Origin of the sequence: Pseudomonas rustica, assembly GCF_018336155.1 — a bacterium.
Taxonomy (GTDB): Bacteria; Pseudomonadota; Gammaproteobacteria; order Pseudomonadales; family Pseudomonadaceae; genus Aquipseudomonas; species Aquipseudomonas rustica.
The window spans coordinates 1-13511 of the sequence record NZ_JAGYHF010000017.1 but is presented as its reverse complement, the minus strand read 5'-3'; the positions used below and the strand labels follow the sequence as shown (position 1 = coordinate 13511).

Genomic DNA, 13511 nt, shown 5'->3' with positions numbered 1-13511 from the left:
TTCTGCCAGCGAAACGGGCGGCTGTCTCTTAAGGTTAGGCATTATCCGGGCAGATATGAAAAATCCCACAGGCATGCCGGGCACGCCTGTGGGATCGATTCACCGCCGAGTGTTACTTGATGCGTTGACCCGGCTTGGCGCCGCTGTCAGGGCTCAGCAGGTAGATTTCTTCACCGCCAGGGCCGGCTGCCATGACCATGCCTTCGGAAATACCAAACTTCATTTTCCGTGGCTTGAGGTTGGCGATCATCATGGTCAGACGGCCGTCGAGTTTGGACGGATCCGGATAAGCGCTCTTGATCCCCGAGAACACGTTGCGTTGCTCGTCACCGATATCCAGCGTCAGGCGCAGCAGCTTGTCGGCACCTTCCACGTGTTCGGCTTTGACGATCAGCGCAACGCGCAGGTCGATCGCGGCGAAAGCGTCGAAGTCGATTTCCGCCGACAGCGGATCCTTGGCCAGTTCGCCATTGCCCGCAGGGGCGGCGGCACCGGTGTCGGTCTGGCTGGCGGTCAGGTCTTCTTTCGAGGCGTCGGTCATGGCTTGGACTTTTACCGGGTCGATGCGAGTCATCAACGGCTTGAACTCGTTCAGTTGATGATTGGCCAGCAGGGTCGCGTGGTCGTTCCAGGTCAGCGGGGCGACGTTGAGGAACGCCTCGGCATCGGCGGCCAGCAGCGGCAGCACCGGTTTGAGGAAGATCACCAGTTGGCGGAACAGATTGATGCCAGTGGCGCAGATCGCCTGGACTTCATCGTGTTTGCCTTCCTGCTTGTTCAACGACCACGGCGCCTTGTCGGCAATCCAGGCGTTGGCGCGGTCGGCGAGACCCATGATTTCACGCATGGCGCGGGCGAAGTCGCGGGCTTCATAGGCATCGGCAATGCTTGGCGCGGCGGCAAGGAAAGCCTCGGTCAGCTCTGGCGCAGCATTGTTGTCGACCAACAGGCCGGCGTTGCCTTTTTGAATGAAACCGGCGCAACGGCTGGCGATGTTGACGACTTTGCCGACCAGGTCGGAGTTGACCTTCTGCACGAAGTCTTCGAGGTTCAGGTCGAGGTCATCAACGCCACGACCGAGTTTTGCCGCGTAGTAGTAGCGCAGGTATTCCGGCGACAGGTGATCCAGATAAGTGCGGGCCTTGATAAAGGTGCCGCGCGACTTGGACATCTTCTGGCCGTTGACGGTCAGGTAGCCGTGCACGTTGATGCCGGTCGGCTTGCGGTAGCCCGCGCCTTCGAGCATGGCTGGCCAGAACAACGCGTGGAAGTTGACGATGTCCTTGCCGATGAAGTGGTACAGCTCGGCGGTGGAATCCTTGGCCCAGAACGCGTCGAAATCCAGCTCCGGCGTACGGTCGCAAAGGTTCTTGAAGCTGGCCATGTAGCCGATCGGTGCATCCAGCCACACGTAGAAGTACTTGCCAGGCTCGCCCGGAATCTCGAAACCGAAGTACGGCGCATCGCGGGAGATGTCCCACTGTTGCAGGCCGGCGTCCAGCCATTCGGCGATTTTGTTGGCGACGGCGTCTTGCAGGGTGCCGCTGCGGGTCCAGGTTTGCAGCATTTCCTGGAAGTCCGGCAGTTTGAAGAAGAAGTGCTGGGAATCCTTGAGCACCGGGGTGGCGCCAGAGATCGCCGACTTCGGATCCTTCAGATCAGTCGGGGCGTAGGTCGCACCGCATTTTTCGCAGTTGTCGCCGTACTGGTCTTCGGTGCCGCATTTCGGGCAAGTGCCCTTGATGAAGCGGTCGGCCAGGAACATTTTCTTTTCCGGGTCGAAATACTGGGTGATCGAGCGTTGAGCGATGTGCCCGGCGTCACGCAGCTTGATGTAGATCTGGCTCGACAGCTCACGGTTTTCTTCAGCGTGAGTGGAGTGGAAGTTGTCGAAATCAACCAGGAATTCGGCAAAGTCGGCGCTGTGTTCAGCCTGCACGTTAGCGATCAGTTGTTCCGGGGTGATGCCTTCCTTTTCCGCGCGCAGCATGATCGCCGAACCGTGGGCGTCGTCGGCGCAGACGTAGATGCATTGATTGCCGCGATGCTTCTGGAAGCGCACCCACATATCGGTCTGGATGTATTCCAGCATATGGCCAAGGTGAATCGAACCGTTGGCGTAGGGCAGGGCGCTGGTGACGAGGATCTTGCGTGGTTCGGACATGTGGGGCTTCGCTACTTGATGAAACGGAGGTCGGCCACTATAAAGCGCTGGCGCATATTTTTCACCCCTGCGCCGCTGGGTACTTTGAGTGCATTTGTGGCGAGGGGATTTATCCCCGTCCGGCTGCACAGCAGTCGTAAAACCAGAGAGCTCGGTCTACCTGATACACCGAGCTTTGCGATTTTGGGGCGGCTTCGCCACCCAGCGGGGATAAATCCCCTCGCCACAATGGTTTTCCAGCTCAAGTAATCTGTTCGCCTCAAATCGGTGTCCAGCGTACGATACCCACCATCTTTTCCCAGTCTTGTTATCGGAGTTGCCCATGAGCGCCGTCACTCGCGCAGCGGTGGAAGCCGTCCTCAGCCAATACACCGACCCTTACCTGAACCAGGATCCGGTCAGCGCCGGTTGCGTGAAGAACATCGAGATCGTCGGTGATCGCGTCAATGTGCAGCTGGAAATCGGTTACGCCGCCGGTCTGTTCAAGAGCGGCTGGGCGCAATTGCTGCAACTGGCCATCGAAAACCTCGACGGCGTGGTGATTGCCAGGGTTGAAGTCAACACGGTGATCGCCGCGCACAAGGCGCAGGCGCAGATCCCGGGCCTGGCCAACGTCAAGAACGTCGTCGCCGTGGCCTCCGGCAAGGGCGGTGTGGGCAAGTCGACCACCGCCGCAAACCTCGCGCTGGCGCTGGCCCGTGAAGGCGCCAAGGTCGGTATTCTCGACGCCGATATCTATGGCCCGAGCCAAGGCATCATGTTTGGCATTCCCGAGCGCACCCGCCCGGAGGTCAAGGATCAGAAGTGGTTCGTGCCGCTCAAGGCCCACGGTGTCGAAGTCATGTCGATGGCGTTCCTCACCGACGACAACACGCCGATGGTCTGGCGCGGGCCGATGGTTTCCGGCGCGTTGCTGCAACTGGTCACGCAAACCGCGTGGGGCGATCTGGATTATCTGGTTATCGACATGCCGCCAGGCACCGGCGATATCCAGCTGACCCTGGCGCAGAAGGTTCCGGTGGCCGGGGCGGTAATCGTCACTACGCCGCAGGATCTGGCCCTGCTTGACGCGCGCAAAGGCGTGGAAATGTTCCGCAAGGTCAACATTCCGGTGCTGGGCGTGGTGGAAAACATGGCCGTGCACATCTGCTCGAACTGCGGGCATGCCGAGCATCTGTTCGGTGAAGGCGGTGGTGAGAAACTGGCGACGCAGTATGGCGTTGAACTGCTGGCTTCGCTGCCATTGTCGATGCTGATTCGCGAACAGGCCGATGGCGGCAAGCCAACGGTGATCGCCGAGCCGGACAGCCAGATTGCCATGGTCTACCAGGAACTGGCCCGCCACGTTGGCGCGCGGATTGTATTGCAGGAAGCGGCATCGCCGGCGATGCCGAACATCACCATCAGCGACGATTGATCACCTGAAACACAATTAACTGTGGGAGCGGGCTTGCTCGCGAAGGCGGTGTATCAGTCGACGAAAATGTTGTCTGATCCACCGTATTCGCGAGCAAGCCCGCTCCCACATTTGTTTCTGGGGTGGCTGTTAGATACGCAACCCGCCATCCATCTCCAGAATCCGCCCGGTGTAGTAGTCGTTCTCGAAGATATACGCCGCCGAATGCGCGATCTCTTCCGGCTTGCCCATACGCTTGAGCGGAATCCCCGAGGTCATCTTCTCCAGCGCTTCCGGCTTCATGCCCAGGGTCATCTCGGTTTCGATGAAGCCCGGCGCAATCCCCGCCACGCGAATCCCGTAACGCGCCAATTCCTTAGCCCAAGTCACCGTCGCCGCTGCCACGCCAGCCTTGGCTGCGGAATAGTTGGTTTGGCCAACGTTGCCGGCACGCGAGATCGACGAGATGTTGATGATCGCACCGCTGTTCTTCAGCTCGACCATTTTCGCCGCCACTTCACGGGTGCACAGGAACACGCCGGTCAGGTTGACGTCGATCACGGCCTGCCACTGTGCCAGGCTCATCTTGGTCATCTCGCCGTCCTTGACCTTCAACAGCAGGCCATCACGGAGGATCCCGGCGTTGTTGATCAGGCCGTGGATCGCGCCGAAATCGGCGGCCACCTGAGCGACCATGTGCTCTACCTGTTCTTCATTGGCGACGTTGCACAGATAGCTGCGCGCCTCGACGCCCTTGGCTTTACACGCCGCGACCGCGTCGTCGAGTTTTTCCTGATTGAGGTCGACGAGCGCAAGCTTCGCGCCCTTGCCAGCGAAATACTCGGCCATGGAGCGGCCCAAACCCTGGCAACCGCCAGTGATAATGATTACTTTGTCGTTGAGTTGCATTCGCATGCCCCGATAGCAGGTCTGAGTAGTTTTTATTGTCAGCGACTCCCGATCTGCACCGGCCGTGGCTGGTTTGCACATGAGAATTGCCCGATGGCGTGACCGAAACTTTCTTCCGGGCGCCTGTCCGTTTTTTCGACGGATTCTATTTAAGGAGTCATAAATTGAGCGTTGAAGTGGCCAAGAATGCCCGAGAATTGCTTCTCAAGGAATACCGTGGAGTGCTGTCGACGCACTCCAAATCGATGCCCGGTTTTCCCTTTGGCTCCGTGGTGCCGTACTGCCTCGACGAGCAGGGCCGCCCGCTGATCCTCATCAGTCGCATCGCCCAGCACACCCACAACCTGCAGAAAGATCCGAAATGCTCGCTGTTGGTGGGTGAGCGTGAAGCCGACGACGTGCAAGCCGTTGGTCGCCTGACCTACCTCGCCGAAGCGCAAAAGCTCGAAGACGGCGCTGCGATTGAAGCCGCCGCCGAGCGTTACTACCGCTACTTCCCGGATTCGCAGAACTACCACAAGGCCCACGATTTCGATTTCTGGGTGCTGACCCCGGTGCGCCATCGTTACATCGGCGGTTTCGGCGCGATTCACTGGATCGATCAAGTGACGCTGGCCAACCCGTTCGCCGGCAAGGGCGAGATCAGCATGGTCGAGCACATGAACAGCGACCACGCCAAAGCCATCGCGCACTACGTCGACCTCGCCGGTCTGCCGAAAACCGTGCCGGCGCAATTGGCGGGCATCGACACCGAAGGCATGCACCTGCGCATCGGTCAGGCGCTGTACTGGCTGCCGTTCCCAGCACCTTGTAATACGCCGACACAAGTGCGCGAAGCCTTGGTTTCTCTGGCTCACGCCGAGGTCTGGCCAAAAAATGAAGTGGCCGATGCTTGAATTCACGAAAGGCCGACGTCATCTAAGGCTTACTGCAAGGCATTTCTTGCGTTGAGGAAACTTTGATGCGCCCTTTTCTGTTGCTCTTTCTGCTGTTTCCGGTGCTGGAGCTGTTCGTATTCGTCAAAGTGGCAGGGGCTATCGGGTTTTTCCCGGCCCTGCTGCTGATCATTGTCGGCTCGATGTTCGGTGTGTTCGTACTGCGCGTCGCCGGTCTGGCCACGGCACTGCGTGCCCGTGAAAGCCTGAACCGCGGCGAACTGCCTGCGCAAACCATGCTCGAAGGCCTGATGTTGGCACTGGCCGGTGGTCTGTTGATTCTGCCGGGCTTTATCAGCGACGTCGTCGGTCTGGTCATGCTGCTGCCGTTCACCCGTCGTCTGCTGGCGAACAAAATGCGCCAGCGCGCCGAAGAACAGGCCATGCGTCAGCGCGCCTTTGCTGACGACCTGCAACCGCGTGGCGGTCCCGCACCGCGTCAGCCTCTGGGCCGCGAGGGTGATGTGATCGAAGGCGAGTTCGAACACCGCGACCCGAAGTAACGTCTGCATCGACACGGCACCTTCGGGTGCCGTGTTCGTTTGGGGCTGATTTTGTCCGCAGAATCCGCGAAATTTTTTTCGCCTCGCCCTTGTAATAAGCTTATGCGCCCTTATGTATCGGTCACCGAAAGGTTTCTGGCATTTGCGCCAGTCAGTCTTCCGCGTCTCGCTCGACGAGGCGCAACCGGCGAAGGCCGGATTTGTTAAACCCGCCGGGACTACACCGGCCGATGAAAACCACAATTAGGAGAGATCGACAATGAAGCTTCGTCCTCTGCATGACCGCGTCGTAATCCGTCGCAGCGAAGAAGAAAAGAAAACCGCTGGCGGTATCGTCCTGCCAGGTTCGGCTGCTGAAAAAGCCAACCACGGTGTGATTCTCGCTGTAGGCCCGGGCAAAGCTCTGGAAAACGGCGAAGTGCGCGCACTGTCCGTTAAAGAAGGCGACAAGGTTGTGTTCGGTCCTTACTCCGGCAGCAACACAGTGAAAGTCGACGGCGAAGACCTGCTGGTAATGAGCGAGAACGAAATCCTCGCTGTTATCGAAGGCTGATACCCCCGTTCATTTTCCCGCTACTACAAAGTATTTAAGGAATATCGATCATGGCTGCTAAAGAAGTTCTGTTTGGCGATTCCGCCCGTAAAAAAATGCTCAAGGGCGTCAACGTCCTGGCTGACGCAGTAAAAGCGACCCTGGGCCCGAAAGGCCGTAACGTGATCATCGAGAAGAGCTTCGGCGCTCCGACCATCACCAAGGACGGCGTTTCCGTCGCCAAAGAAATCGAACTCGAAGACCGTTTCGAAAACATGGGCGCGCAGCTGGTCAAAGACGTTGCCTCCCGTGCCAACGATGACGCTGGTGACGGTACTACTACCGCTACCGTTCTGGCTCAGTCGATCGTCAACGAAGGCCTGAAAGCCGTCGCTGCCGGCATGAACCCGATGGATCTGAAGCGCGGTATCGACAAAGCGACCATCGCTATCGTCAAAGAGCTGAAGAACCTGTCCAAGCCTTGCGCTGACACCAAGGCAATCGCTCAGGTAGGCACCATCTCCGCCAACTCCGACAGCTCCATCGGCGACATCATTGCCGAAGCCATGGAAAAAGTCGGCAAAGAAGGCGTGATCACCGTTGAAGAAGGCACTGGCCTGGAAAACGAACTGTCGGTTGTTGAAGGCATGCAGTTCGACCGTGGCTACCTGTCCCCGTACTTCGTCAACAAGCCAGAAACCATGGTTGCCGAGCTGGACAGCCCGCTGATCCTGCTGGTCGACAAAAAGATCTCGAACATCCGTGAAATGCTGCCAGTACTGGAAGCCGTTGCCAAAGCCGGCCGTCCACTGCTGATCGTTTCCGAAGACGTTGAAGGCGAAGCCCTCGCGACTCTGGTTGTGAACAACATGCGTGGCATCGTTAAAGTCGCAGCCGTCAAGGCTCCAGGCTTCGGCGACCGTCGCAAGGCCATGCTGCAGGACATCGCTGTTCTGACCGGCGGTACCGTTATCTCCGAAGAAATCGGCCTGAGCCTGGAAGCAGCAACCCTGGAAAACCTGGGTAGCGCTAAAAAGGTCAGCATCTCCAAGGAAAACACCATCATCGTTGACGGTGCTGGCGTTGAAGCAGACATCCAGGCGCGCATCACTCAGATCCGTGCCCAGGCTGCTGAAACTTCCTCGGACTACGACCGTGAAAAACTGCAAGAGCGTCTGGCCAAGCTGTCCGGCGGCGTTGCAGTGATCAAGGTTGGCGCTGGTTCCGAAGTAGAAATGAAAGAGAAGAAAGCCCGCGTTGAAGACGCCCTGCACGCAACCCGTGCAGCCGTTGAAGAAGGCGTGGTACCTGGCGGTGGCGTTGCGCTGATCCGCGCTCTGCAAACCCTGAACGACCTGAAAGGCGACAACGCTGATCAGGACGTTGGTATCGCTGTTCTGCGCCGCGCTGTTGAAGCTCCGCTGCGTCAGATCGCTGCCAACAGCGGCGACGAGCCAAGCGTTGTAGTCAACGAAGTCAAGAACGGCACCGGTAACTTCGGTTACAACGCTGCAACTGGCGAATACGGCGACATGATCGAAATGGGCATCCTGGATCCAACCAAGGTGACTCGTTCCGCTCTGCAAGCTGCATCGTCGATCGGCGGTCTGATCCTGACCACCGAAGCTGCAGTAGCTGACGCGCCGAAGAAAGATGGCGGCGCTGGCGGCGGCATGCCAGACATGGGCGGCATGGGTGGCATGGGCGGCATGATGTAAGCCAGCCTTACCCCCGTAACGAAAAACCCCGCTGACGCGAGTCAGCGGGGTTTTTTATTGTCCTTCAAAAGATCACAGGCAAAAGATCGCAGCCTTCGGCAGCTCCTACAGGGGATCGCGAACATCTGTAGGAGCTGCCGAAGGCTGCGATCTTTTGATCTCCATTCAGGCACTGATTGGTTGTGTTTTGACGACTGCCTCAGCCCTCACCGCCGGGCGATACAGCACCCAGTAATACGACCCCAGACAAATCAGCCAGCAGAAAATCGCCGTCCACACGTTGTGCGAAAAGAAGTGCGCACCCTGCATCATCCGGCTGATCGAAAACACCGAACCCAACGCAAAGGCAAAGATAAACGCCTGCTTGGCCAAACGCGGACGACGATCACGCAGCACGAAAAACAGTGCAAACAACGTGAACCCTGTCGCTGCATGCCCACCCGGCCAGCAACGCCCCGGCTTGTCGGTCTGCGGGCGATGTTCCATGAGCTTGCTGTAAGTCTCATGGCCGCCAAACTGCTCAAGGCTCCACGGGCATTGCACCGCCGTCATGGCTTTGACCGGCGTGACAAACGAAGTCGCCAGCCCCAGCGACAGCACTAGACAGCCCAGTTCACGCTTGAACGGTTTCAGCCGCTCTATAAAAAACGCGCCAATGAAACCAAAGATCGCAAACACCGAAAACGCAATCACCACCTCCTTGGCGCGGTCATGCAGGATGTCTTCGAGGAAGTAACTGTGTCGCCCGATGAAATCACCCGCGACCGGGTCGTAAAACAGTTGAGCCAGGTACATGTCCAGATCGGTCAGTTCGAGCAGTACCAGAATGATCGCCGCAACAGCGGGTATTCCCAGGCACCACCAGAAATTCAGCGGCCGGGGAGCGGGGCGGGCAGAGGTCGACGCCATGGGTAATTCCTTGGTCGGTAAGTGTGTTCTGAGGAGCGCAACCGCGGGGAGTCTGCGCGCGCTAGCGTCGCTGATTTGTTAATCGAAAGTGAAAAAAACGTTGGCGGCCACAATGAACGTTTTTCTCGCAAAACAACCCAACACACGCCTAGCCGTCAGCCACACTTGGCCGTAAGCTGCGCGGGCCAAGACGGCCATTACTGTGTACGGAAGAGGTGCCCATGCGAATTCTGGTGGTCGAAGACAACCGCGACATCCTCGCCAATCTGGCCGATTATCTGGGCCTCAAGGGCTATACCGTCGATTGCGCGCAGGACGGTCTGTCGGGCCTGCATCTGGCCGCGACCGAGCATTACGACCTGATTATTCTCGACATCATGTTGCCGGGCATCGACGGTTACACCCTGTGCAAGCGCCTGCGTGAAGATGCGCGCCGCGACACACCGGTGATCATGCTCACCGCCCGCGATCAACTCGATGACCGTTTGCAGGGTTTCAAATCCGGTGCCGACGATTACCTGATCAAGCCGTTCGCTTTGTCCGAACTGGCTGCGCGGGTCGAAGCGGTGATGCGCCGTGCGCAAGGTGGCGGACGCCGAGCGTTGCAGGTTGGCGAGCTGAATTACGACCTCGACACGCTGGAAGTGACCCGCGAAGGCAAGTTGCTCAAGCTCAACCCGGTGGGCCTCAAGTTGCTCGCTGTATTGATGCAGAAGAGCCCGCACGTACTGCGTCGCGAGGTGCTTGAAGAAGCGCTGTGGGGCGACGACTGCCCGGACAGCGACAGCCTGCGCAGTCATGTGCACCAGTTGCGTCAAGTGATCGACAAACCGTTCGCCAAACCACTGCTGCATACCGTGCACGGCGTGGGTTACCGCCTGGCCGATGCGTAATGGAGTTTAGACAGAGCCTTTCGCAACGGATCATCATCGCTTTTGCATTGATGAGTGCGCTGGTGGCCGGCGCGTTTGCCATGGGCATTGTCGCCACGGTGCATCTGGTCGAAGAGAAACTGATTTCGGCGGGACTGGGTGGCGACTTGCAGCGCTTGCTGCTGATGGACAACGTCTCGGACTGGAGCCACCGCCCCGAGCCGGATCAGTTGTTCTACTTTAGCGGCGGGCCGGGCGATTTCGAGTTGCCGAAAGATCTGCGTCACCTTGATTCCGGATTCCACGAAGTGTTCCGCGAGCAGCTGTCGTATCACGCGATGGTCGAGATCGTCGACGGTCGGCGTTATGTGCTGCTGCAGGATCAAAGTGATTTCGAAGAGCGCGAGCGCGTGCTGTTCGCCGTGGTGCTGGTGGGTTTTGTGCTCAGTCTGGCGCTGGCGGTGTTCCTCGGCTGGGTGCTCGCGCGTAAGGTGATGGCGCCGGTGGTGCGCCTGGCGCGTCAGGTTCGCCATCGCGACCAATTACTTGGGCTGGCGCCACCGTTGGCGCCGGATTATGCCGCTGACGAAGTCGGTGAACTGGCAGTGGCGTTTGATGCCACGCTGGGGCGCCTGCGTCAGGCCCTGACCCGTGAGCGGCTGTTTACCAGCGACGTCAGCCATGAGTTGCGCACGCCGTTGATGGTTTTGGCCAGTTCCTGTGAGCTGCTGCTGGAAAACCCGGCGATCGACGCTCGGGGACGTTCGCAGGTCGAGCGCATCGCCCGCGCCAGTGAAGAAATGCGCGAACTGGTGCAAACCTTTCTGATGCTCGCCCGAGCCCAGCGTGAAGACGCGGGTGCAGCACCTCAGCAAAGCCTCTCGCAAGTCGCTGAAGGGTTACTGTGTGTGTGGCGTGAGCCGATTGAATCCAAGGGCTTGAGGCTGGATTTCGCCCCAGGACAACCAACGCAGACCCGTTTCAATGCGACCTTGTTGGGGGCGGTGATGGGCAACCTGTTGCGCAACGCCTGCCACTACACCGAAAAAGGTTTTATTCGCCTGACGCTGACGGGCAACGGCTTTATCGTCGAAGATTCCGGCGTGGGCATTCCGGAGGAAAAACGCGAGGCGATGTTTCAGCCTTTCGTGCGCGGGGCCGAGAAACGCGGCGAGGGTCTGGGACTCGGATTGTCGCTGGTGCAGCGCATCTGCGAGAACGAGGGCTGGAGCGTCAGTTTGAGCACGATGGAACCCAATGGCTGCCGCTTCGAAGTGGATCTTGGCAAACTTTGAAGCCCGTAGTGGCCCCGCGCTACTCCCGCTTACCTGTCTAAATCCTGTATAACTCTGAAATAGTTTGGCGGTTTACCCAACGAAATTTTCACAATTGGATGACCTGACACTGACACCCCCATCCCTAAGGTGGGGGCATCAGTAATTCAGGAGTCCTGGTGATGGCCGGCCCGATCAAGCTCGATTTTTCCGAAAAGTACGACGACAACCATGCGCAGAAATATCTGCACAAGCATCAAGCCAATCTGGGGCGCCGCTTGTCCCATTGGCGCGATGTTCAGTTGGCCCGCAAGGCGCTGACTCTGGCCGGCGAGCCGGGGCTGGTGTTGGATTTGCCCTGCGGTGCAGGCCGTTTCTGGCCGATGCTGGCGGAAAAATCGAATCGGGTAATCATCGGTGCGGACAACTCCGAATCAATGATCAAGACCGCGATGCAGGCGCAACCGGCTGATGTGGTGAAAAGGGTACAACCCTTGCACACCTCCGCGTTCGACATCGCTTTACCGGACAACGCCGTCGACAGCATTTTCTGCATGCGCTTGCTGCACCACATCGGTGAAGCCGAGCATCGGATGGCAATCCTGCGTGAATTCGAGCGTGTGACCCGCGACAGCGTGATTATTTCGCTGTGGGTGGATGGCAATTTCAAGTCCTGGAAGCGCAAGCGCTCCGAGGCAAAACGTGGGCAGGAAGGTTACCAGAACCGTTTTGTGTTACCGGCCGCTACGGTCGAGAAAGAATTCGAAGCCGCCGGTTTCCGCATTCAGGAACAATTGGATTTTATCCCGCTATACGCGATGTGGCGGGTCTACGTATTACGCAAGAGGTAGCAGGATGGCAGTGCAATTTGCAGCAGAGACGGACGTCGCTCCGCAGGATCGTTTCGACTACTACTGGAACCAGCAAGGCGAATGGGTAGAAGAACCCAATGTCCGCCGTGGTGGCCAAAGTGGTGTTCAGCGAGTCGTGGGGCGTGATGGTCAACTGCTGTATGCCAAGCGCCAGACCGGACACATTTATCGTAGCTGGCTGCACCCGTTTGGCCGTCCGACCGTATTGCGTGAGCTGGATGCCCTGACCGGCGTCAGCAAGCTCGGCGTGCGTGTGCCGGAGATCGTCTTCTGCGGCGCGCAGCCGGATCCGCAATACAAGTGGCGTGCGCTGCTGGTGACCAAATCCCTGGACGGCTTTGACGAGCTGGAAAAGTGGGAAGCCGCCGGTGGTCGTGCGCAGTACGGCGAAGCGGTGTATGAGCGCGTGCTCAAAGACCTCGCCGAAAACATGGCGCGCATGCACAAGGGCCGTTGGCAGCACAGCTGCATCTACATCAAGCACGTTTTTGTACGGGTGACCGGCGAAGGGGATTCGGCCAAGGTTGAAGTGGCCTTGATCGATCTTGAGAAGTGCCGTCAGCGTCTGACCGCCTATCGCGCCGCCTCCCATGACATGAAACAAATGCGCCGCCATTCGTCGTTCAGCGATGCTGACTGGAAGAAACTCGTCTACTTTTACGAGACGGCGTTTGGCAGCGCTATCAAAGGTTTATAGCGATGAAACTCGAAATTGCACGAGGTTTGTTTCTGGTTGGCGCCTTGGCAGTTGCTTCATTGGCGGTGGCTGCCTGGGAGCAGCCACGCATGCAGGTCATCGGTGCGTCCGTAGAGGGCGAACACTGCGCAATACCACGGGTGGCGAAAGCCTCCGTGGCGACCAAACCCGACCATGATTTATTGCTGTTCATGTTCGGGATGGCACAGGGAATGAGGCCGCAAAGTTGAACCGATTGAAGCCAAAATAAAAGGCCTCGCAGATGCGAGGCCTTTTTTATGGCCAAATTTTATGGCCATCCCAATTCACTGTAGGAGCAAAGCTTGCTCGCGAAGGCAGTGTGTCAGCCCAAATATTAATCGGCTGGTAAACCGTCTTCGCGAGCAAGCTCTGCTCCTACAAGGGTTATGCGGTGGGTTTGGGATCGGATTTCGCCAGCAGGGTGTAGATGCATGGCAACCCAAATCTTAATGCCGTGCATAGGCCAAAATGTGGGAGCGGGCTTGCTCGCGAATGCGGTGTGTCAGTCGACATATGCATTAATTGACCCGCCGCCTTCGCGAGCAAGCCCGCTCCCACAGGGGGATATCGGTTTTACTTGGGATCAGGCTTTGCCAGCAGGGTGGGAATGCACCGCAATACAAACAGCGTGCACAGGTCAAAATGTGGGAGCGGGCTTGCTCGCGAAGGCGGTGTCTCAGTCGACAAATGCATTAATTGACCCACCGCC

Annotated in this window: 13 protein-coding genes; 10 read left to right on the top strand and 3 right to left on the bottom strand. The window is 58.4% G+C overall.

Features of this window, described 5'->3' with window-relative positions; genetic code table 11:
- Positions 1 to 112 precede the first annotated feature (112 nt).
- Positions 113 to 2164, bottom strand: coding sequence for a methionine--tRNA ligase (gene metG / locus KFS80_RS25120; RefSeq protein ID WP_212546273.1), 2052 nt, complete (start codon positions 2162 to 2164; stop codon positions 113 to 115).
- 322 nt (positions 2165 to 2486) lie between these two features.
- Here metG and apbC point away from each other — a divergent pair, with 322 nt between their 5' ends.
- Positions 2487 to 3581, top strand: a complete 1095-nt coding sequence (apbC, locus tag KFS80_RS25115; RefSeq protein WP_212546272.1) for an iron-sulfur cluster carrier protein ApbC — start codon at positions 2487 to 2489, stop codon at positions 3579 to 3581.
- 129 nt (positions 3582 to 3710) lie between these two features.
- Here apbC and KFS80_RS25110 read toward each other — a convergent pair whose 3' ends face one another.
- On the bottom strand, positions 3711 to 4469 hold the full coding sequence (locus tag KFS80_RS25110) for an SDR family oxidoreductase (RefSeq protein WP_053123391.1): 759 nt from the start codon (positions 4467 to 4469) through the stop codon (positions 3711 to 3713).
- Positions 4470 to 4633: 164 nt separating this feature from the next.
- Between KFS80_RS25110 and KFS80_RS25105 the strand changes: the two genes are divergently transcribed.
- From KFS80_RS25105 to groL, 4 genes are all read left to right on the top strand, one after another.
- Positions 4634 to 5365: a HugZ family pyridoxamine 5'-phosphate oxidase gene (locus KFS80_RS25105; RefSeq protein WP_053123387.1), complete on the top strand. Its 732-nt coding sequence runs from the start codon at positions 4634 to 4636 to the stop codon at positions 5363 to 5365.
- Between the two features lie 65 nt (positions 5366 to 5430).
- Positions 5431 to 5907 (top strand): FxsA family protein, encoded by a 477-nt coding sequence (locus tag KFS80_RS25100; RefSeq protein ID WP_212546271.1) that lies wholly within the window; start codon positions 5431 to 5433, stop codon positions 5905 to 5907.
- A 259-nt stretch (positions 5908 to 6166) separates the two neighbouring features.
- Complete coding sequence (locus KFS80_RS25095) at positions 6167 to 6460, top strand: co-chaperone GroES (RefSeq protein ID WP_007916610.1); 294 nt, start codon at positions 6167 to 6169, stop codon at positions 6458 to 6460.
- A gap of 50 nt (positions 6461 to 6510) precedes the next feature.
- Entirely contained in the window at positions 6511 to 8157 is a 1647-nt protein-coding gene (gene groL / locus KFS80_RS25090; RefSeq protein ID WP_053123383.1) for a chaperonin GroEL, read from the top strand.
- Between the two features lie 165 nt (positions 8158 to 8322).
- Here the strand turns inward: groL and KFS80_RS25085 are convergent, their stop codons facing one another.
- On the bottom strand, positions 8323 to 9066 hold the full coding sequence (locus tag KFS80_RS25085; protein WP_212546270.1) for a phosphatase PAP2 family protein: 744 nt from the start codon (positions 9064 to 9066) through the stop codon (positions 8323 to 8325).
- Between the two features lie 221 nt (positions 9067 to 9287).
- Here KFS80_RS25085 and KFS80_RS25080 point away from each other — a divergent pair, with 221 nt between their 5' ends.
- The 5 genes from KFS80_RS25080 to KFS80_RS25060 all read left to right on the top strand — a co-directional run bounded on the left by KFS80_RS25080 (position 9288) and on the right by KFS80_RS25060 (position 13011).
- Positions 9288 to 9959 carry a response regulator transcription factor gene (locus tag KFS80_RS25080; RefSeq protein WP_053123379.1) on the top strand — a complete coding sequence of 224 codons (672 nt, stop codon included), beginning with the start codon at positions 9288 to 9290 and terminating at the stop codon, positions 9957 to 9959.
- Positions 9959 to 11233, top strand: a complete 1275-nt coding sequence (locus tag KFS80_RS25075; protein ID WP_212546269.1) for a sensor histidine kinase — start codon at positions 9959 to 9961, stop codon at positions 11231 to 11233. The genes KFS80_RS25080 and KFS80_RS25075 overlap by 1 nt, the downstream gene beginning before the upstream one ends.
- Before the next feature lie 161 nt (positions 11234 to 11394).
- Complete coding sequence (locus KFS80_RS25070; RefSeq protein WP_053123376.1) at positions 11395 to 12063, top strand: class I SAM-dependent methyltransferase; 669 nt, start codon at positions 11395 to 11397, stop codon at positions 12061 to 12063.
- Between the two features lie 4 nt (positions 12064 to 12067).
- Positions 12068 to 12781: a lipopolysaccharide kinase InaA family protein gene (locus KFS80_RS25065; RefSeq protein ID WP_212546268.1), complete on the top strand. Its 714-nt coding sequence runs from the start codon at positions 12068 to 12070 to the stop codon at positions 12779 to 12781.
- Between the two features lie 2 nt (positions 12782 to 12783).
- The gene (locus KFS80_RS25060; RefSeq protein ID WP_053123372.1) at positions 12784 to 13011 is read left to right on the top strand and encodes a hypothetical protein; all 228 of its coding nucleotides are present in this window, start codon (positions 12784 to 12786) and stop codon (positions 13009 to 13011) included.
- The last annotated feature ends 500 nt before the right edge of the window (positions 13012 to 13511 follow it).

Coding starts and splice junctions, on each gene's coding strand:
- apbC (WP_212546272.1), top strand. CDS start 2,487: ATGAGCGCCGTCACTCGCGCAGCGGTGGAAGCCGTCCTCAGCCAATAC.
- KFS80_RS25070 (WP_053123376.1), top strand. CDS start 11,395: ATGGCCGGCCCGATCAAGCTCGATTTTTCCGAAAAGTACGACGACAAC.
- KFS80_RS25095 (WP_007916610.1), top strand. CDS start 6,167: ATGAAGCTTCGTCCTCTGCATGACCGCGTCGTAATCCGTCGCAGCGAA.
- KFS80_RS25065 (WP_212546268.1), top strand. CDS start 12,068: ATGGCAGTGCAATTTGCAGCAGAGACGGACGTCGCTCCGCAGGATCGT.
- KFS80_RS25075 (WP_212546269.1), top strand. CDS start 9,959: ATGGAGTTTAGACAGAGCCTTTCGCAACGGATCATCATCGCTTTTGCA.
- KFS80_RS25060 (WP_053123372.1), top strand. CDS start 12,784: ATGAAACTCGAAATTGCACGAGGTTTGTTTCTGGTTGGCGCCTTGGCA.
- metG (WP_212546273.1), bottom strand. CDS start 2,164: ATGTCCGAACCACGCAAGATCCTCGTCACCAGCGCCCTGCCCTACGCC.
- KFS80_RS25100 (WP_212546271.1), top strand. CDS start 5,431: ATGCGCCCTTTTCTGTTGCTCTTTCTGCTGTTTCCGGTGCTGGAGCTG.
- KFS80_RS25085 (WP_212546270.1), bottom strand. CDS start 9,066: ATGGCGTCGACCTCTGCCCGCCCCGCTCCCCGGCCGCTGAATTTCTGG.
- KFS80_RS25080 (WP_053123379.1), top strand. CDS start 9,288: ATGCGAATTCTGGTGGTCGAAGACAACCGCGACATCCTCGCCAATCTG.
- KFS80_RS25110 (WP_053123391.1), bottom strand. CDS start 4,469: ATGCAACTCAACGACAAAGTAATCATTATCACTGGCGGTTGCCAGGGT.
- groL (WP_053123383.1), top strand. CDS start 6,511: ATGGCTGCTAAAGAAGTTCTGTTTGGCGATTCCGCCCGTAAAAAAATG.